Source organism: Clostridium sp. Ade.TY, from assembly GCF_000498355.1.
Taxonomy (GTDB): domain Bacteria; phylum Bacillota; class Clostridia; order Clostridiales; family Clostridiaceae; genus Clostridium.
In genome coordinates this window covers 1-19,461 of sequence record NZ_AVSV01000012.1, presented here as the reverse complement: position 1 = coordinate 19,461, position 19,461 = coordinate 1, and the positions used below count along the sequence as shown (strand labels likewise).

General features: G+C 26.3%; 17 protein-coding genes. 1 reads left to right on the top strand and 16 read right to left on the bottom strand.

Annotation, left to right across the window (positions count from 1 at the left end; genetic code table 11):
* Positions 1-22: 22 nt before the first annotated feature.
* Positions 23-175: a hypothetical protein gene (locus O212_RS16825; RefSeq protein ID WP_173391478.1), complete on the bottom strand. Its 153-nt coding sequence runs from the start codon at positions 173-175 to the stop codon at positions 23-25.
* 515 nt (positions 176-690) lie between these two features.
* On the opposite strand from O212_RS16825, the gene O212_RS0104400 reads away from it, so the two are divergent.
* Positions 691-1,416, top strand: coding sequence for a gamma-glutamyl-gamma-aminobutyrate hydrolase family protein (locus tag O212_RS0104400; protein ID WP_035279120.1), 726 nt, complete (start codon positions 691-693; stop codon positions 1,414-1,416).
* A gap of 150 nt (positions 1,417-1,566) precedes the next feature.
* Here the strand turns inward: O212_RS0104400 and O212_RS0104395 are convergent, their stop codons facing one another.
* From O212_RS0104395 to O212_RS0104325, 15 genes are all read right to left on the bottom strand, one after another.
* A complete protein-coding gene (locus O212_RS0104395; protein WP_024613933.1) occupies positions 1,567-2,730 on the bottom strand; it encodes an iron-containing alcohol dehydrogenase in 1,164 nt (387 codons plus the stop codon).
* A gap of 58 nt (positions 2,731-2,788) precedes the next feature.
* Positions 2,789-3,190 (bottom strand): MerR family transcriptional regulator, encoded by a 402-nt coding sequence (locus O212_RS0104390; RefSeq protein ID WP_024613932.1) that lies wholly within the window; start codon positions 3,188-3,190, stop codon positions 2,789-2,791.
* A gap of 202 nt (positions 3,191-3,392) precedes the next feature.
* Positions 3,393-3,734 carry a hypothetical protein gene (locus O212_RS16165; protein ID WP_024613931.1) on the bottom strand — a complete coding sequence of 114 codons (342 nt, stop codon included), beginning with the start codon at positions 3,732-3,734 and terminating at the stop codon, positions 3,393-3,395.
* 127 nt (positions 3,735-3,861) lie between these two features.
* On the bottom strand, positions 3,862-4,686 hold the full coding sequence (locus O212_RS0104380; RefSeq protein WP_024613930.1) for a GGDEF domain-containing protein: 825 nt from the start codon (positions 4,684-4,686) through the stop codon (positions 3,862-3,864).
* A 112-nt stretch (positions 4,687-4,798) separates the two neighbouring features.
* Complete coding sequence (locus O212_RS0104375) at positions 4,799-7,063, bottom strand: ATP-binding protein (RefSeq protein WP_024613929.1); 2,265 nt, start codon at positions 7,061-7,063, stop codon at positions 4,799-4,801.
* Between the two features lie 4 nt (positions 7,064-7,067).
* A complete protein-coding gene (locus tag O212_RS16160) occupies positions 7,068-9,872 on the bottom strand; it encodes an EAL domain-containing protein (RefSeq protein ID WP_024613928.1) in 2,805 nt (934 codons plus the stop codon).
* Positions 9,873-9,997: 125 nt separating this feature from the next.
* The gene (locus tag O212_RS0104365) at positions 9,998-10,348 is read right to left on the bottom strand and encodes a hypothetical protein (protein ID WP_024613927.1); all 351 of its coding nucleotides are present in this window, start codon (positions 10,346-10,348) and stop codon (positions 9,998-10,000) included.
* A gap of 189 nt (positions 10,349-10,537) precedes the next feature.
* On the bottom strand, positions 10,538-11,311 hold the full coding sequence (locus O212_RS0104360; protein ID WP_024613926.1) for a pseudouridine synthase: 774 nt from the start codon (positions 11,309-11,311) through the stop codon (positions 10,538-10,540).
* Positions 11,298-12,677: a 23S rRNA (uracil(1939)-C(5))-methyltransferase RlmD gene (rlmD, locus tag O212_RS0104355; protein ID WP_024613925.1), complete on the bottom strand. Its 1,380-nt coding sequence runs from the start codon at positions 12,675-12,677 to the stop codon at positions 11,298-11,300. The genes O212_RS0104360 and rlmD overlap by 14 nt, the downstream gene beginning before the upstream one ends.
* A 196-nt stretch (positions 12,678-12,873) precedes the next feature.
* The gene (locus tag O212_RS17010) at positions 12,874-13,008 is read right to left on the bottom strand and encodes a hypothetical protein (RefSeq protein WP_278244686.1); all 135 of its coding nucleotides are present in this window, start codon (positions 13,006-13,008) and stop codon (positions 12,874-12,876) included.
* 156 nt (positions 13,009-13,164) lie between these two features.
* Positions 13,165-13,533 carry a DUF1540 domain-containing protein gene (locus tag O212_RS0104345; RefSeq protein WP_024613924.1) on the bottom strand — a complete coding sequence of 123 codons (369 nt, stop codon included), beginning with the start codon at positions 13,531-13,533 and terminating at the stop codon, positions 13,165-13,167.
* Between the two features lie 59 nt (positions 13,534-13,592).
* A complete protein-coding gene (glpT, locus tag O212_RS0104340; protein ID WP_029699172.1) occupies positions 13,593-14,906 on the bottom strand; it encodes a glycerol-3-phosphate transporter in 1,314 nt (437 codons plus the stop codon).
* A gap of 445 nt (positions 14,907-15,351) precedes the next feature.
* Positions 15,352-16,770: a pyruvate kinase gene (gene pyk / locus O212_RS0104335; protein WP_024613923.1), complete on the bottom strand. Its 1,419-nt coding sequence runs from the start codon at positions 16,768-16,770 to the stop codon at positions 15,352-15,354.
* Between the two features lie 86 nt (positions 16,771-16,856).
* Positions 16,857-17,816: a 6-phosphofructokinase gene (pfkA, locus tag O212_RS0104330; protein WP_024613922.1), complete on the bottom strand. Its 960-nt coding sequence runs from the start codon at positions 17,814-17,816 to the stop codon at positions 16,857-16,859.
* Positions 17,817-18,396: 580 nt separating this feature from the next.
* Positions 18,397-19,134: a DUF975 family protein gene (locus tag O212_RS0104325; protein ID WP_024613921.1), complete on the bottom strand. Its 738-nt coding sequence runs from the start codon at positions 19,132-19,134 to the stop codon at positions 18,397-18,399.
* Between the last annotated feature and the right edge of the window lie 327 nt (positions 19,135-19,461).

Genomic DNA, 19,461 nt, shown 5'->3' with positions numbered 1-19,461 from the left:
ATATAGGAACTTTTTTGTTTTATTATTTATCAAATAAGCCTCCACCATTTCCGCTTTTTCTGCCTTTTTTAGCATAACCAATAGTCTTTTCAGCTTTTCTATCATTTTTAGTATTTCTACCTTTGTTTTTCTTCTCTTCAATAATTTTTTTCATCATCTCTACGTTTTTATTCATTTATAAACACCTGCCATTATATATAAGTATAAAAATTATACAATATAATTCTTAAAATTAGTAGCACCTCATTAAAACTAGTATAAATTTAACTTATTATTTTAAATCCTCTTCATCATATCCTACAAATGTTACTAATGTTACTGCCTTAACTATTTCAAAAAATTTTTTCATAAAAATATCTCTCCCATCAAACTTTATTTTTATATTTAAACTTAAATTTATATTTTAATTATTCATGTAGTTATTTATTAATTCTTATGAACTACATTTATAATTATATCTTTAACTTTTAAAATCAAATATTGATTTACCTTTTAATAAAATTACAGTTTTGAAAGATAACTATATTTATAATTTAATTTATGAAACAAAATATTATATTATGTCAAATTTACTATAATATTATTTTCTTATTGTTACAAACTATATATAACTTCGTTTATCAACTTCTAATTATAAAGAATATAATATTATAAAAGTTCTTGTTCTATTTTATTTTCGGGGTGATTATTATGAAAAAACCTTTAATAGGAATAGCTAGCACTTTATCAATTGATCAAAGAACTTATTTTATTGGCGATAATTATGATTACAACAATAACAACTATTCTAAATCAATTGCAAAAGCATTTGGAGTACCAGTATGTCTTCCAATTATAAATGATTTAAATATAATAAAAGAACAACTAAATATTTGTAATGGAATACTACTTCCCGGTGGAGATGATATAAATCCTCTTTGTTATAATGAAAATCCAAAACCACTTTTAAATAAATCAAATAATTTAATGGATTGGTATCAGATTAATTTATTAAAAGAAGCTCTTAATCTCAATAAACCTATATTATGCATATGTAGAGGAATGCAATTACTAAATGTAGTTTGTTCTGGTACATTATATCAAGATATATCTTACTTCAAGAAAAATCATATTAAGCATAATCAACAAAGTTATTTAGGTGAAAAAACTCATATAATAAAAACCGTTGATAATAGTTTAATTAACTCTTTATTAGGTACAGAATATTTAGTTAATAGTGGTCACCATCAATGCATTAATAAGCTCGGTAATAATCTTAAAGTAACTGCATTTGCTCCAGACGAAGTCATTGAATCTATAGAAATGACTAACAAATCCTTTGTTGTTGGCGTACAATGGCACCCTGAAATGTTAGCTATTAATGATGAATATATGCTTAATTTATTTAAAAAATTTATAGATAGCTGTAAAATTTAAATTTTATAAAAATAGGAGCCATTTTTTATATGGCTCCTTAATTATTTAATTTTCTTTCTATATTTTTAAATTTATATATATTAGACTTTTAAATAAAAAAGTTATATATTAATAAGTCTAATATTACTCATATATAACACAATTATAATTTTATCTATAAGATTCTTTTAATATATTAACTACAGAATTATGATTAATTTCACATGGATCAACTTCAAATAATCCGCCCATGGTTTCTCTAGCATTTACTGCTATATCTTCTATTTCATATTCTTTAATTCCATAGTCAGACATCTTAAGTGATGCCACATTACACTCTTCTTGAAGTTTCTCTAAAACTTTTACAAAATCCATTGCTTCTTTAGCATCATGCTTTCCAAGAGCCTTTGCCATTTCAATCATACGTTTATTACAACAATTTGAATTAGCAATAAACCTATAATATGCCAAACTAATCATTATAAGGCCAGCCCCATGTGGAAGTTCTGGATGATATGCACTAAGTGCATGTTCAATAGAATGTTCTGATGTACATCCTGATGTTGACTCAACTATTCCAGATAAAGTATTTGCTAACGCAATCTCTCCCCTTGCCTCTTCATTTGAACCACAATTTACAGCCTTAGATAAACTCTTTCCTATTAGTGAAATAGCTTTAAGTGCAAACAAATCACTCATCTCATTTGCAGTTCTATTTATATATCCCTCTGTGCTGTGAAATAATGCATCAAATCCTTGATAAGCAGTAAGATGACTTGGTACAGTCATCATAAGTTCTGGATCAACTACTGATAATACAGGGAAAGTTTTATCATATCCAAATCCAATTTTTTCATTACCATTAGTTATAACAGTCCACGGATCAGCTTCAGTTCCGGTTCCAGCTGTTGTTGTAATTGCAACTATTTTTAAAGGATCATTTAATACTTCTCTTCCTTTACCTGTTCCGCCTGATATATAATCCCAATAATCACCTTCATTTGTAGCCATAACAGCAATTGATTTTGCAGAATCAATACTACTTCCTCCACCAAGCCCTATAACAAAATCACAATTATTATCTCTTGCAATTTTTGCTCCTTCTCTAACATGTTGCACTATTGGATTTGGCATTATCTTATTAAATATTACATATTTAATATTTGCCATATCAAGTTGTTCTTTCAAACGATCTAAATAACCATACTTTTCAACAGACTTTCCTGCTGTTGTAACAATAAGTGCTTTTTTCCCTGGTAATTGTTGCTTATGAAGTTCATTTAACTTACCTTTCCCAAATAAAATACGTGTTGGCATAAAATAATTAAAACTCATTTAATATTCTCCCTTCTATATTTAAAATTTATAAATTACTTTTTTCGCCCTTTACTATTCATATATTACAACATTCATTTTTATGAATTTTTTCCGTTCCAGCTTCTACGGCTGTTGTATAATACCAAATCTTATGATCTATTTTCTCCATATATTTTTGTAACTCATTCATCTTTTCTTCAACTACCTTTTTATGTTCTATAAAAATCTTTAATCTTTCTTCTAATGAATTATCACCTTCAATACACAAATCAATAAATCCTTTTATTCTTTTAACTGACATTCCACTATTTTTTAAACATGTAATTACTGATAACCATTCTAAGTCACTCTCTTTAAATTCTCTAATACCTGATGATGATCTATCTACAAAAGGTAAAAGCCCTTCTTTTTCATAATATCTAAGTGTATGTGTTGTAAGTCCTGTAATTTTAGCTACTTCTGATATGCTATATTTCAATTGTTGCTCCTCCTTTTAATCTAATTATTATTTTCTCTATATAAATAGCTTACAACTTAGAGTAAACTCTAAGTCAATAAACTATTTATTTTAACTATAAATTATTATCTATAAATTACGAATTTTATATAAAAATAAGACTTAAAAAATTTTAATAAATTTTTAAGCCTTATTACAAGTTCTATATTTTAGATTAAATTTACTATTTAACTTCTGAATCTTCTACTGATACAACTTCTTCAACTATAACATCATCATTTAATCTGCTTTTAGTTAAATTTAATTGCATATTACTTAACTTTTGTAACATAATTCCTAATACAAATAAAACAATTGCAAAGAATCCATATTGAGCACAATTTGCCATATAGTAATTTATAACGTTAAATTCATTTCCACTAAATGTTAATCCACCTTGTGCTATCATTGTTTGAATGTATTCATGACAGTTAACTAATGTCCAAATCATATAAAAAACTACAAGTACTGCAATTACATATAATACTATACTTCCTGCACACACTTTTTTCTTATTATTAGCCATAATCTTTCACCCTTTCGAAATAATATTAATATTTGTTTTTATTTAACATATTCTATTATAACAAATTGAATTTGTAATTAGTGTGAATTTTATTTCACATATCAAATTTTAATGTTTTTTTAACTTATTAAAGAACTATATTTTCTAATTTTCTTATTGTTTTTAAATCTTTTTTTATTTTTTCCTTTTCTCTATACATTTTTTTATCTGCTAAATTTATTATGTAACCTATCATTTCATCATTTTTATTATTACTAAAAAGTAATATTTCAATTCCATGACTTAAACTTATAACATAATTTCTTTTTTCATTATTATTTATTTTTCTTACATCCTCTATAATATTCTCCCAAATTTCATCTGTTTCTTTAATATTTAAATTATCAAAAATTATTAGAAATTCGTCTCCACCGATTCTTATTATAAAGTCTTTTTTACTTATATTTTTTTTAATTATATCTGTAACCGTTAATATTAATTCATCTCCAATTTCATGCCCCAAATTATCATTAACTTCTTTTAAATTATTTATATCAACAAAGCATATACTTATACTTTCATTCTTTTTCATATTTTTATAAATTCTTTTAACTTGTTCAAGTCCAGCTCTTCTATTTAAAATACCTGTCATGTAATCATAATAAGCTAAATACTCTAATCTTTTTCTTGATACTTTATTATTGATAATAAGTGTAGCAAATACAATTGAAAGTCCAAATAAATATATAAAAACTGGTCTTTTATTATGTAAAATACATAAAGAATTATTATAAATAGTTAAAATTAACCCTTCTATTCTTTTTTCCTTTATTAACTTAATTGAATCTACTCCATTAATATCCATTTGCATATTAAGAACTATTAAATAATATATAAAACTTATAATTATGTATACACCTAAAGTATATATAGCTATACCTTTTTTTTCTTTAATTAAACCTTTAATACTCATATATATTTCCCTACCTTTTACTTGGTAAATAGGATATACAAAAGCCCAACAACTTTAATATTTATATAATCCTACCTATAAAAAAATACTTTTTAAATTAATATATTTATAATTAACTGTACCCATCCTTTTTATTAATAAATATTTTGTTTAAAGTATTATAAATCACACTTACTTCTATAGGTTTAGAAATATGTCCATCCATTCCTGATTCTAATGCCATTGTTATATCTTCTTTAAATGCATCTGCTGTCATAGCTATTATTGGTATTTTCTTTGAACATTTATGAGCCGAATTTCTTATTGCTCTAGTTGTATCATATCCATTCATTAGAGGCATTTGTATATCCATTAATATACAATCATAATAATTATCTTTTGAATTTATAAACTTATTTAACGCCTCTCTACCATTTTTAGCAATTTCTACACAAGCTGATGCTTGCTCAAGAAATGCAACTGTAATCTCTGCATTTAAATCATTATCCTCTACTACAAGAAACCTTTTTCCTTTTAATAAAAATTTTATTTTTTTATCATTAAATATTTCCAACTTGTTATTTTTCGAGTTTTCCATTGATGCTTTATGTTCTATACAAAGATCAAAAGGTAATTCAACTATAAATTTAGAACCTTCATTCAAAACACTATGAACTCTAATAGTTCCATTTAATAAAGCTATAAGATTTTTTGTAATGGCTAGTCCAAGTCCAGTACCTTCTATATTCTTACTATTTATATTAGTTCCTCTTTCAAATGGTTTAAATAATTTTTTTAAGAATTCATTACTCATTCCAACTCCAGTATCACTTATACTGAACTTCACTTTCACTTTATCAGCATATTGAAGCTGGCTTATTTCCATTGTTATATTTCCTCCTCCTGGAGTATACTTAACTGCATTTGATAGAATATTTATGAGTATTTGTTTTGTTCTCATAAAATCACCTATGACTTTTTCATAAAGTATATTTGTCATTATTAAATTGTAATTTAAATTTTTTTCAGTAGCTTGCTGATAAATAATAGAATTTATATCACTTATCATTTCATTAAAATCAAATAATTCATTAGTTATATACATTTTTCCATTATCTATTTTAGCCATATCAAGAATATCATTAATAAGCATCATTAAATGATTTGATGAAACAGATATACTACTTAAACATCTCTTTACTTTATCTTTATCATATATATTAGATTCAGCTATTGTTGTCATTCCTATTATCCCATTCATAGGTGTCCTTATTTCATGACTCATATTAGCCAAAAAATCTCCTTTTGCTCTATTTGCATTTTGAGCAACTCTAAGTGCATCACTAAGTGCTTGTTGTTTTTTCTTCTCCTCTGTTTGATCACTAAATGTAACTATATATTTTAATATATTATCTTTGCAATCATAGTTCTCCTTAACCGGAAATATACTCATCTTAATCCATATAGGTTCTAAAGAATTATTTTTATAAAATCTAAATTCTTTTTCTAAATTCTTTTCTTCTATTCTAAACTCAAGAAGCTTACTAATTTCTTCCCTATCATCTATATGAATTGAATTAATTAAAATAAACTTATCTTTTTCTAAATCATTATTGCTTATACCAAGTATTCTTAAAGCATTTGAACTAATATATTCTTCTTGATTATCTCTTAAATTAAACACTATAAATACTGCATCTAAAGTTTCTGAAAGAACATTTAAAATTTCATACCCATCATAAACTTTTTTATTCATTCTCTTTACTATATTACTAAAAATTAAAGAAACAGCTAAAATTGAAACTGCAATTATTATTAAGCCAATAAATAAAATATTTGATATATTTTTATAATAGTTATTTAAATCATCACATTTTTTTTCAGCATGTTGTATTATCTTATAACTTTTACTATTGTATTGAGTATTTAAGGGCGTTATATCATCTTTTATAATTTTATCAACCCACTTTTCCCCATTTGTTGTTGCATTATTTATTATCATGTCAAACTTATTTTCAATAAGCATAACGCTATCATACAGTTCTTTATAATCTCTATATGGTCCTAAATAATTTTCTTCTATATATTTAAGATTCTTATTAATATGGATCTTATTATTATTTATAATATCGTTTATATTTTCTACATTTGCTTTACTATCATATACTCCTAACTTTGATACTTTTATTCCCATATTATTTAAATCACTACTTATACTGTTAACTTTAGAAGATACACTGAAAGGATGTTTAAATATATCATTTATTTGCCTTTTTAAGCTATTTACTGATCTAATAAAAAATATAAAAAATACTACTAATAAAAACATTATTATAAAATTACTTATAACAGTTATTTTTTTTACTCGCTTTTCATACCCCTCTCGTCTTTCGTACATATATTTATTCTCCCCTAAATTCTCTTTTGTTATTTATTAAGTTTTCAAAATCCTCTACTGAAAGTGGTTTAGAATAATAGTATCCTTGTATTATTTCACAGCCTAATTCTCCTAAAAAATCTGCTTGTTCTTTAGTCTCAACACCTTCTGCAATTATAGGTAAGTTTAATGACTTTGCCATATAAATTACAGCAGTTAATATGCATTCACTATTTTTATTTATATTTGAATCTTGAACAAAACTACGATCTAATTTTAAACTATCTACATGAACTTCTTTTAACATATTTAATGAGGAGTATCCACTTCCAAAATCATCTATAAGTACTTTAAATCCACTTTTTCTTAATTCATTTACTATATCTATAAGTTGCTTAGAATTTTCCATGTACGCAGTTTCTGTAATTTCTAGTTTTAGTATTCCACTAGGTAATTTATATTTCTTAACAAGATTATTCAAATACTCATTTAAAGTATAATCATACATATCTACTCTAGATACATTAACTGATATAGGAACTACTTCTTTACCTTCATCCATCCATCTTCTAATTGTTTTACAAGTAAGTTCCCATATATACTTATCTAGTTTTGTAATAAATCCATTTTCCTCAAATAAGCTTATAAACAAATACGGTGATATTACCCCTTTTACCTTATGATTCCATCGTACTAATGCTTCACCTGAAACTATCTTTCCTGTTTTATATTCAACTTGCGGTTGTATATGTATATTAAATTCTCCATTTTGCATTGCTAATTTCATATCATTTATTAATTCTTGTTGTTTCATTAAATCTTTACGCATATTACCATCATAAAACTCATACCTGTTTACATAATTACCTTTAATAGTTGCAAGTGCAATACTTGCTTTATCACACATTAGGCTTACACATTCATCATATTTCTCTATTAAATAAACACCAAAGTTAACAATAATATTAAAATCTAACGGATACTTAGCTATATTTTTTTCTATATCTTCTATTAATGAAATTATATTCTTCTTATTTGCAGGTGCACAAATTGCAAAATTATCTGATTGTAAACGCCCAAATGTTATATTTGACTTAAAATTATTTTTCATATAATTTGCTATAAAACATAACAGCCTATCTCCAGCTTTTAATCCAAATATATCATTTAAAACCTTAAACCTGGATATATTCATAACAATCATTGCATATGGAGTATTTTTATTTCTATCAATCATTTCTACGGTTTTTCTATAAAATTCATCTTTATCATAAATGCCTGTTAATTCATCATATTTAGCCATATATACAAGTTTTTGTTCAGCCTTAATCTTTTCATCAACATCAGTTATTGTTCCTATTATACGTTGTATATTTCCATAGCTGTCCCGTATACAATTAACAGTAACCTCACACCATACAAATGAACTATCAAATTTTTTTAATCTTACAGTAATTTTTGTTTTACCATCACCATTTAAAATGTCTTCACAATAAACCTTGAAAACTTTTTCATAATCATTAGGATGAAAATATCCTAAACTCCCCTTATCTATAAATAATAATTCTGGTTTTGTTTTACTTATTAAAAATTCCTTTATTCCTTCTGAACTATAAAAAGTTCTATCTATTGGATTCCATTCATATACTATAGCTCCTGTTTGTTCAACAATAATACGATATCTCTCAGCAGTTTCATTTTGCTTTTTTAATACTTGATTTTGATACTGTATTTGATTAATCTCTTTTCTACTTATAACATTCCTTATACGTTCTTTAATAACCTTTGAGTTATATGGCTTAACTATTAAATCTACTGCTCCCATTTCCAATGCTTTAACTTCATTTTCTATTTCATCAATCATAGTAACAACAATAACGGGTATATCAGCAATCAAATTATCTTTTTTCATTTCATTCATAACTTCAAACCCATTTTTAATAGGCATTATTATATCAAGTATCACTGCTAAAATCTCTGACTGCTTCTCCTTTAATATATCTAATGCAACTTGTCCATTTTCAGCCTCTATTACATCATATTCATCTGAAAAAATACTTTTTAATATTTTTCTATTTATATCTATATCATCTGCTACTAAAATTTTATTTTTTTTAGTAATTACTTTAGTATTATTATTTTTAACCTCTTCTTCATTTTCTCCATAAATCTTTGAACAATTTTTTCCTGATTGCTTTGCTTCTGAAAGAGCAAAATATGCTAAATCATAAAGTTCAAAAAAATCTTTTCCACAATCCGGAGCAATAGAAATTCCACAGGAACATGATATATGAAGATTTGGAAAATCATTAAAAAATATTAAATTAATATTTTTACATATTTCATTTGCCCTTTTTAATATATCTTCATTATTTAAAATATTTTTAATAAATATTATAAATTCATCTCCACCACTTCTTACTATCACATCATCAACCCGAACTAAACAATTAAGTTCCAATGCAACTTTTTTTAATATTTTATCTCCAAATATTCGACCATACTTTCTATTTATTTTTTTAAAATTATCAATATCTAATATAAGAAAAGCATGTTTCAAATTATTATTTTTTACTTTTAATGCATCATTTACTATTTTCTCAATTTTAATTCTGTCATTAAATTCTACTAATAAATCTATGTTATTTTTCAATTCTAGACATAATTCATGCTTATTTCTTTTATCTATATTAATTTTATTATTAGAATCTATATGTTTATCGATTACTTTTTCATAAAGTACATTGGAATAATCATATTTACTTTTAGAATCTTTATTCATTTCATCATAATTTCTAAAATTTTCATCAATATGTTTATTCTCTTTCATAAATTTTTCCTCCAGTATATTTTAAACATTTTCTTTTATAGTTAATTAATTAACTTAACAAACCAATCCTACTATATATTAACATATCTATAATTTAAATTACTAAAATTTAATAATTTAACAAATTAATTTAAGTTTGATATAATCTCACGAACTCGCTCATACTCATATTTTATATCTAAAAAAAGTTTATCTATATTATTGTATTTCTCTTCCCTAATTTCTTTTACAAGTTTTGTACACAATAAAAATAACTTATTTAAACTAAGATTTAATGATATTCCCTTCAAAGTATGTGCTTTTATTTCAATTTCTTTGTAATCTAAATTATAAACTGCTTCTTTTAACTCAAAATAAGTATTATCATTTAGAAATGCTTTTATAAACCTTTCTACTAATCCAATATTACCACCAAATCTACTTATTATTTCCACTTTATTTATTCCAAGCATTTCTAAACCTTTGCCAATATTCATCAAAACCATCTCCAATTTTCTACTATTGATAATTAAATGATAATTTTATCGAAATTATCAAATTATACTCTATATAAAATTTTAAATAAAATTTCATATTTTTCCAATATATATTTTAATAATTTTAAGTAAATTAAAAGCCAGTAAAAACAAAAAAGTTTTTACTGACTTTATATAAATAATATTATCTTAAATATTAAATAAGCTATTCAGCTCATTATCTTTTAAATTTCTATATTCTCCTAGGTTTAAAGAATCATCTAGTTTAACATCTCCAATACAAGTTCTTCTTAAATATATAATATTACATCCAACAGCTTTTAGCATACGCTTAACTTGATGCTTACGTCCTTCAGAAATAGTAATATAACCTGAAACAACTTCTTTATTATAATTTTTTAAATCTAATTTTAATTTACTAAACTCTTCTTTAAAGTTTTCAAATAGCCCACTACTATTAATTTTTACTTTAGCAGGTTTAGTTAAAATTTTGCCATTTATTATATAAACTCCTTCTTCTAGGCACTTTATATCCTCATTAGTTAAAGAACCCAATGCCCAAAAAAAATATGTTTTACATACATGTTTTTCAGGATACATTAATTTATGTTCAAATTCACCATCATTAGTAAAGAATAATAATCCTTCTGTATCTTTATCTAACCTGCCAACATGAAATATACCTTTTTTATCTTCTTCATTAAAAAAATCAAATACAGTTTTATGATCTTTATCTTTATTTGCAGTTATATATCCAGCTGGTTTATTAAACATATAATATACTTTTTCTGAATATTTTACTATTTCATTTATATATTCTATTCTATCTCTTTTTTCATCTATTTCTATTGCAGGTATCCTTACTATTTGCCCATTAACTCTTACTTTACCTTCTTTAATATAAATTCTAACTTCTTTCCGTTTACCAATAGATGCTTGAGCTAAAAATTTATCTAATCTCATCATTTCTAACTAATCTCGCAACATTTTCTATATGTGCTGTTTGAGGAAACATGTCTACCGGCTGTACTACCTCGGTTTTATATCCTAATCCTTCAAGTTCTTTTAAATCTCTAGCTAAAGTACTTGGATCACATGATACATATACAACTCTCTTTGGCTTAGCTTCTCCTATTGCTTTAAGAAGCTTAATGTCACAACCCTTTCTTGGCGGATCAACAACTATAACATCAGCTTTAACTCCATCTTCTATAAACTTTGGAATTACTTCTTCTGATTTACCAACAAAAAATTCTGCATTATCTACATTATTTTTTCTAGCATTCTCTTTAGCATTTATTATTGCTGGTTCAATTATTTCAACCCCATAAACCTTTTTTGCTTTTTTTGATAAGAACAGTGTTATTGTTCCTGTTCCACAATAAGCATCAAAGACTATTTCATCTCCTGTTAAGTTTGCGTACTCAAGTGCTTTTCCATAAAGAATTTCTGTTTGAGTAGGATTAACTTGAAAAAATGACAATGGTGATATATTAAACTTAAAGTCTCCAATATAATCAGTAATATAATCTTCACCCCATAATGTATAACACTCAGGAGTAAGTATTACATTTGTATCCTTTGGATTTACATTAAGCACAACACTCTTTAATCCTTCTATTTTAAACTCTAATTTCTGAATTAATTCATTTATATTTTTTAATTCTTTTCTAGTTGCTACTAAAACAACCATTACTTCTCCAGTTTTAAAGCCTTTTCTTATCATTATATGTCTTAAGAAACCATCCTTATTAAATTTACCATTAATAAAAGCTGGTTTTATATTATTTTCTTCTATCCACTCTCTAAATATCTTAACTATTTTATCTGCATCATCTTCTTGAATAAGACAAGTATCAATATCTATAATGTCATGACTTCTTGGTGCATAAAATCCAATTGATATCTTTCCATTAACCATTCCTACAGGTAATTGAACTTTATTTCGATAATTATATGGATTTTCATTCATACCAATAGGATAATTTACTATTTCTTCGTTAAGTCCACCGATTTTCTTTATACAATCTTTTACTCTTTCATGTTTAAAATTAAGTTGAGTTTTATAATCCATATGTTGAATTTTACATCCACCACATTTTTTGAAAGATTTACATTTTGGTTCTACTCTACCTTCTGCTTTTTCTATAACTTCTAAAAGTTTTCCATAAGCATAATTTTTCTTAACTTTAACAATTAAAGCTCTAACCTTTTCCCCTTTTAAAGCCCCTTCTATAAAAATAGGAAAGCTATCTATCTTAGCAACCCCTTCGCCTTCATATCCTTGTGATAATATATCTAAAGTGTACTCTTTGTTTTTTATAACCATATCGTTTCACCTTTTTCCTAATATGTAATACCGATTTATTATATCATAAAGTAATCTAAAAGTAGTATAAATATTGATATACCTCATACTTTTACATTAGTTACTATTTTTAAAATATAAATTGTATTAATAATAAATTTTTATATACTATAAAAAATAAAGAACTGTCAAATAACTATTTGACAGTTCTTTATACCTATTTCCCCTTATTTACAACAGATGCAATTAAGGCTATACCACTGAAAGTAGCAAGAACAACAGCTCCTACGCATAATAAATTTTTAACTCGCTTTTCATTATAAGAACAACCTAAAGAAATACTATCTTTCATACATCCACCTCACATGAATTTATTTGTGATGATATGTTTCTTTATTTTATATTATGATTCTTGCCACTTATTGTTTTTATTAATTATTAAAATTAAAAATTTTTATAAATCACCAAAATTTATATTTAAAGTAATATACTTTAATTAATTATACATTTAATGTGATTCTATAAACGTTTCACACTGAGTTAATATATCACTTCTTTCAGTGTTTTTTACTATTATTAGATTTCTTGCTTCGCATTTACCATTACCATTATAAAAACATGATTTTGCATGACAAGCAACTGTAGGACTAAATTTTATCTCACTATTATCGCTTACTATCTGCATTATTTCTCCAATGAAATCAGTATTACCCAAAGCCTTAAATCCATTCATTATTGTTTCTTCCTTGTAATTGCTACAATAAGTTTGGCTTGATGTGTAAGCATCTTCTCCTTCAATAAGAATATATTCTGCTCCACAAAGCCCACCTTCATTATTTATACAACTATGAACTGAGCATCCTAATGTTGTACCCATAAATTATCACACTCCCTTAATTTATATTATTTACATAGAGTGTGATAATATTCATTTAATTAAGCTTTAGATCTATCATGAACATTCCAAGTAAATGAAAGGAATACAATTGATAATATACATGATGCCATAAGTAATATAAATCCACCATTCCAATTAAATTTATCAACAACAGCTCCCATAGCAACTTCTGCCAGAACTTGTCCTCCCATATATCCAAAAAGACCTGTAAATCCTGCTGCTGTACCAGCTGCCTTTTTAGGAACTAAGTCTAAAGCACTTACTCCAATTAACATAACTGGTCCATATATTAAAGCTCCAATTGAAGCTAACGCACAATTTATTATTATTGGATTTGAACTTTTCCAATATATAAATATTCCTATAAATACACCTATCATACAAAAAACTCCAAGAGGTGCTCTTCTTCCATGGAATACTTTATCACTAAGCCATCCAATTAATATAGTTCCTGGTATTGCTGCATACTCAAAAAGTGCAAATGCAACTGATGATTCTTTCATACTAAAGTTTCTAACTTCTTCTAAGTATGTTGGAACCCAGTTTATAACTCCATATCTAACTAAATATACAAAAATATTTGCTAATGCTATTGCCCATAAATATTTATTATTGAACACATATTTAAATAGTATTTCTTTTGCTGATAATTCTCTTTCTCTATCATCAACTTGAACTTCTGGATAATCATTTTTATATTCTTCAATAGGTGGTAATCCAACTGATTGAGGAGTATCTTTTGCAAATATCATATAAAGAATACCAACTATAATTGCGATTATTGCTGGTAAATAAAATATACCTTTCCAACTACCAAAAATTGAAACACCAATTACTGCTATTGTTGCTATAAGTCCTCCTCCAACATTATGAGCAGTATTCCAAATTGACATTTTAACACCACGTTCTTTATCTGAAAACCAGTGAGTAATTGTTCTTCCGCAAGGTGGCCATCCCATTCCTTGGAACCAACCATTAGCAAGCATTAATATAAACATTACTGTTATACTTGATGTAAATGGAAAGAAAAAGTTAACTATACCTGATAATATAAGTCCTATTCCTAAGAAAAATCTTGGATTTGATCTATCTGAAACATTTCCCATAACAAATTTACTAATACCATATGCTATTCCAAGTGCAGAAGCTACAAATCCTAATTGAAGTTTAGTAAATCCTTGATCTACTAAATAGGCTTTTGCCAATGAAAAGTTACTTCTAACGAAGTAATATGTTAGATATCCTATATATATACTTATAAATACTTGAATTCTATACCTTTTATATGTAGAGTCTATTTTTTCTTTTGGCAACCTTTCTATAGGTTGAGCTGGCTTTAAAAAGTTTAACATGTCTTCATCCCCCTATGATGTCAGAAAATAAAAAATACCACAAAAGTATATTTTTTATTAATATACTTATTGTGGTTTCTTCTCTAAATCTCTGTACCATTTATTAAGTTTTAGTTAAAGTATAAAAAATTCAAGACAGCGCTATCTCTAATTTTATAATACTTGTTTTAGTAAACATTTACAACAACTATAAAGGTAAAACTTAAAAGTTTTACTTTTTGTTCATTTTTTCAAAAAAAATTAGCACCACTAAGGGTGCAATAGAATCAGTTGCCAATATAATCTTTACTTTAAATACATCTTATAATTTTAACACATATTATAAATAATATACAATACTTTCTTATTTTTTTTTATATTTTTTCTAAATATTAATATTTAAAGTAAAAAATAACCTCTAGATCACTTCTAGAGGTTATTTTTTTAAATTAACTTATCTCAAAAACTATTTTACAACAGTTACTTTCATTAAGTTAGTAGCTCCAACTTCTCCAACTGGTACTCCAGCAGCCATAACTACTGTATCTCCAGCTTTAACGAATCCATTTCCTTTAGCTATTTCTACTGATTTTTCCATCATTTCATCAGTTGATTCCATTCTATCTGAAACCATTGCATATACTCCCCATGAGAATGCTAATTGTTTAGCAACAACTTCGTCTGGAGTGATTGCTAATATTGGACATTCTGGTCTGCATTGTGATAATCTCTTAGCAGTTGCTCCACTTTGAGTTGATGAAACTATTGCAGCAGCTTGTAATTCATTAGCAGCGTTGCAAGCAGCTCTACTGATTACTCCAGCTATTGCAGGAACATGGTTAGTTGCTGTTGAAGTTGCAACTTTGTATTGTAATTGCTTTTCAGTTTCTTCAGCAATTTTAGCCATTGTTCTAACAGCTTCTACAGGATAACTTCCGTTAGCACTTTCTCCTGATAACATGATTGCATCTGTTCCATCTAATATAGCGTTAGCTACGTCTGAAACTTCAGCTCTTGTTGGTCTTGGGTTTCTGATCATTGAATCTAACATTTGAGTTGCAGTAACAACTGGGATTCCAGCTTTGTTACATTTTTGAATGATCATTTTTTGTACTGCTGGTACGTTTTCTATTGGAATTTCAACTCCAAGGTCTCCTCTAGCTACCATGATAGCATCTGATTCAGCTATTATTGAATCTATGTTATCAACGCCTTCTTGGTTTTCTATTTTAGGGCAGATAAGTATGTTTTCTCCACCATTTTCATCTAAAACTTTTCTGATAGCTCTTACGTCTTCAACTTTTCTTACGAATGATGCAGCTATCATGTTTACTCCGATTTCACAACCGAATTTTAAGTCTGCTTCATCTTTTTCAGTTAAAGCTGGTAATTTTATTGATACACCAGGAACGTTAACTCCTTTGTGACTTCCAACTAATCCAGTGTTCATAACTTCACAGATTACTTTGTTTCCTTCAACTCTTCTAACTTCTAATCCAACTAAACCATCATCTATTAAGATTGTGTTTCCTGGTTTAACATCGTTAGCTAATCCATCGTAGCTTACTGAACATTTAGTTGCATCTCCAACTACTTCTTCACCAACATATATAGTGAATTCTGAACCTTTTTGTAGTTCAAGCTTGCTTGGTTCAAAGTTTCCAGTTCTTATTTCTGGTCCTTTTGTATCTAAAACGATAGCGATTTCTTTGTTGAATTTCTTAGCTAATTCCTTAACTTTTCTTATTCTTCCGCCATGCTCTTCATGATCTCCATGTGAAAAGTTATGTCTTGAAGCATTCATTCCAGCTTGAATTATTTGTGATAATATTTCTTCATTTTCACTAGCTGGACCTATTGTACAAATCATCTTAGTCTTTTTCATTAGAAATAACACTCCCTCTTTTTTTAATTAACCCAAAATCTATATATAAAAATTTATTTATAGCACTATTAATTTACTTTATAAAACTATTTTGAAATTATTTCTGCAATTTCATAAGTTTCTTCATCAAATTTTCTTTCCATTGCTAAAGCTTCATCGATATCCATATCTACTATTTTATTATTAACTATACCGATAACTCTTGAAGTTTTTCCTTCTTGTAGAACTTCTACAGCTTTTGCTCCCATTTTTGAAGCTAATATTGTATCAAAAGCACTTGGACTTCCTCCTCTTTGGATATGTCCTAAAACAGTTGCTCTTGTTTCCATTCCAGTAACTTCTTCAACTTCTTTAGCTAATTCAAAAGCTCCACCTACTCCTTCAGCTAAAAGTACAAGATTGTGCATCTTTCCACTTTGTCTTCCTTCTAGAATAGTTTTACATAATTCGTTTTTATCGAATCCTTTTTCTGGAACTATTATAGCTTCAGCTCCACCTGCTAAACCAGCGTATAAAGCTAAGTCTCCACAATTTCTTCCCATAACCTCAACGATAGAAACTCTCTCGTGAGATGTTGAAGTATCTCTAATCTTATTGATTGCATCTAATACTGTGTTTAATGCTGTGTCAAATCCTATAGTGTAATCTGTATAAGCTAAATCATTATCAATTGTTCCTGGAAGACCAATTGTTTTAATTCCTAATTTTGAAAGAAGCTTAGCTCCTGTAAATGATCCATCTCCTCCGATTACTACTAATGCATCTACTCCGTATGCCTTTAAGATTTTAACCGCTTTTTTTCTTACTTCTTCTTGTTTAAATTCTGGACATCTAGCTGTTCTTAAGATTGTTCCACCTCTTTGGATAATGTCAGAAACTGAACTTCTGTCCATAGTGAATAATTCTCCGTTAATTAATCCACTGTATCCTCTTTGAACTCCCATTACTTCTAATCCAGCTGCTATCGCTGTTCTAGTTACTGCTCTAAGTGCAGCGTTCATTCCTGGTGCATCTCCACCACTAGTTAAAATAGCTATCTTTTTCATGATTACTCCTCCTTATTCACCAAATGGGGCATACCTTGTCCCACCGGCAATAAATCTTCCCACGTTTATATGACCGATTATAATTGTACATAAATTGCTGAAATTTATCAATGTTATCAATGTAAATTGTTTAAATTTTTTTAATATATTGATATTATATTAAAATAATCTACAATATTCTCTTGATTGAATTGTTTGTAATCACTCTACATCATTATTATACCCTATGAAATTCAAAATTATATGTAAATTTATTATTTTTTCGGATTTAATTTTTGTAAAAATTTTCATTTACATTTCATTCAATTTTATTGCCTATTGTTGACACTTTAATATAATTACTATCTTTTTATTATTTTTTTATCAATTAATTATTTCATAAATTACTTAATTATAGATAAAATCAACATTTTTTCTTTAACATCACATAACAATTATCTACTTATTTCGATAAAATTTCAATAGTAAAAAGTGAATTTTCTGTATTTTTAGATTTTTTCACAAAAAACAAAAAATTAAAGGTATGACTATATGTTTTTAGTCATACCCTTAATTTTTAAAACTATAAAATTTTGACTATTTATATATTTTCTATAAAACTTTCATTTGATTCTTTTTCTCCATTTACCATTAAGAAGAAATTAGCTGAAGCAGTACTATAATAAGGAATTACCCAAAGTAATCCTATTCCAAAAGTTAAAATTCCAAGAAGCATCCATCCTACAAATGATAACTGAAATTTTAAAAATCTCCACTTATTTCCTTTCATTAATCTAAATGACTTTGATAAACTTTCTCCTAATGTAAATCCATCAATTATTAAATACTCTGCTGGTAAAAAAATTGAATTTATTATAAGCATTATTAAACATAATAATACTGTAGTTATAAGAACTACTATTATCATATTAGTAATCAAAAAATCAACTTCACTTTCATAAACTATTGCTCCAAGAAATGCTCCCGTTGATATTCCAACAACTATTCCCATAAATATTATTGTTACTACAAATACAATAATACCTAATAATAACGTAAACCCTCCATATCTTAAATAAACATTAAAATCCTTTATTCCTTTTGACATATCAAATGTTTTATTTCTAACTAAATTTAAGTATAATCCTACCGAAAATACACCTGTTATAACTGTTAATACAAATGTTGCTATATCAAAAATAAATGAAATATTTGCTCCTTTAAATATAAACTCTGGACTTCCTGTTAAGACAATTATAGCTAATGTTAAAAGTACAAACTTTAACCAGTGTCCCTTCAAATCATCTCTAGATAATGCTCTAATTTCCGAATTGCTCATATTTTATTTTCCCCCTACCAAATTATTTAAATAAATAATTTTTTAAATTTTTCCCACATAAGTAATTACTTCTATAAGTCTATTAAACTTTCCTTTAATATATCCCAATATTATAATAGTAATATATATTACCATTATAATTTATTATTTATTCAATTTTATCAACTTATTTTTTTGTATCATAATTTTAAAAATAAAAACCGGATTTGCCACTCTATTTAACTTTATTTTTCTTTTATTTTAAAAAACTTTATAAATAAATCTATCATTTAAATTTATAATATTTTAGTTTTTATACTATGCTAATACAAAAAAGATGATATAAGA

What these genes read in the sequence shown, in the direction of transcription:
- O212_RS16160 (WP_024613928.1), bottom strand. Translation starts at nt 9,872, where the DNA reads ATGAAAGAGAATAAACATATTGATGAAAATTTTAGAAATTATGATGAA.
- O212_RS0104365 (WP_024613927.1), bottom strand. Translation starts at nt 10,348, where the DNA reads ATGAATATTGGCAAAGGTTTAGAAATGCTTGGAATAAATAAAGTGGAA.
- pfkA (WP_024613922.1), bottom strand. Translation starts at nt 17,816, where the DNA reads ATGAAAAAGATAGCTATTTTAACTAGTGGTGGAGATGCACCAGGAATG.
- O212_RS0104400 (WP_035279120.1), top strand. Translation starts at nt 691, where the DNA reads ATGAAAAAACCTTTAATAGGAATAGCTAGCACTTTATCAATTGATCAA.
- glpT (WP_029699172.1), bottom strand. Translation starts at nt 14,906, where the DNA reads ATGTTAAACTTTTTAAAGCCAGCTCAACCTATAGAAAGGTTGCCAAAA.
- O212_RS0104345 (WP_024613924.1), bottom strand. Translation starts at nt 13,533, where the DNA reads ATGGGTACAACATTAGGATGCTCAGTTCATAGTTGTATAAATAATGAA.
- O212_RS0104395 (WP_024613933.1), bottom strand. Translation starts at nt 2,730, where the DNA reads ATGAGTTTTAATTATTTTATGCCAACACGTATTTTATTTGGGAAAGGT.
- O212_RS0104380 (WP_024613930.1), bottom strand. Translation starts at nt 4,686, where the DNA reads ATGAGTATTAAAGGTTTAATTAAAGAAAAAAAAGGTATAGCTATATAT.
- O212_RS16165 (WP_024613931.1), bottom strand. Translation starts at nt 3,734, where the DNA reads ATGGCTAATAATAAGAAAAAAGTGTGTGCAGGAAGTATAGTATTATAT.
- pyk (WP_024613923.1), bottom strand. Translation starts at nt 16,770, where the DNA reads ATGAAAAAGACTAAGATGATTTGTACAATAGGTCCAGCTAGTGAAAAT.
- rlmD (WP_024613925.1), bottom strand. Translation starts at nt 12,677, where the DNA reads ATGGTTATAAAAAACAAAGAGTACACTTTAGATATATTATCACAAGGA.
- O212_RS0104325 (WP_024613921.1), bottom strand. Translation starts at nt 19,134, where the DNA reads ATGAGCAATTCGGAAATTAGAGCATTATCTAGAGATGATTTGAAGGGA.
- O212_RS0104360 (WP_024613926.1), bottom strand. Translation starts at nt 11,311, where the DNA reads ATGAGATTAGATAAATTTTTAGCTCAAGCATCTATTGGTAAACGGAAA.
- O212_RS16825 (WP_173391478.1), bottom strand. Translation starts at nt 175, where the DNA reads ATGAATAAAAACGTAGAGATGATGAAAAAAATTATTGAAGAGAAGAAA.
- O212_RS17010 (WP_278244686.1), bottom strand. Translation starts at nt 13,008, where the DNA reads ATGAAAGATAGTATTTCTTTAGGTTGTTCTTATAATGAAAAGCGAGTT.
- O212_RS0104375 (WP_024613929.1), bottom strand. Translation starts at nt 7,063, where the DNA reads ATGTACGAAAGACGAGAGGGGTATGAAAAGCGAGTAAAAAAAATAACT.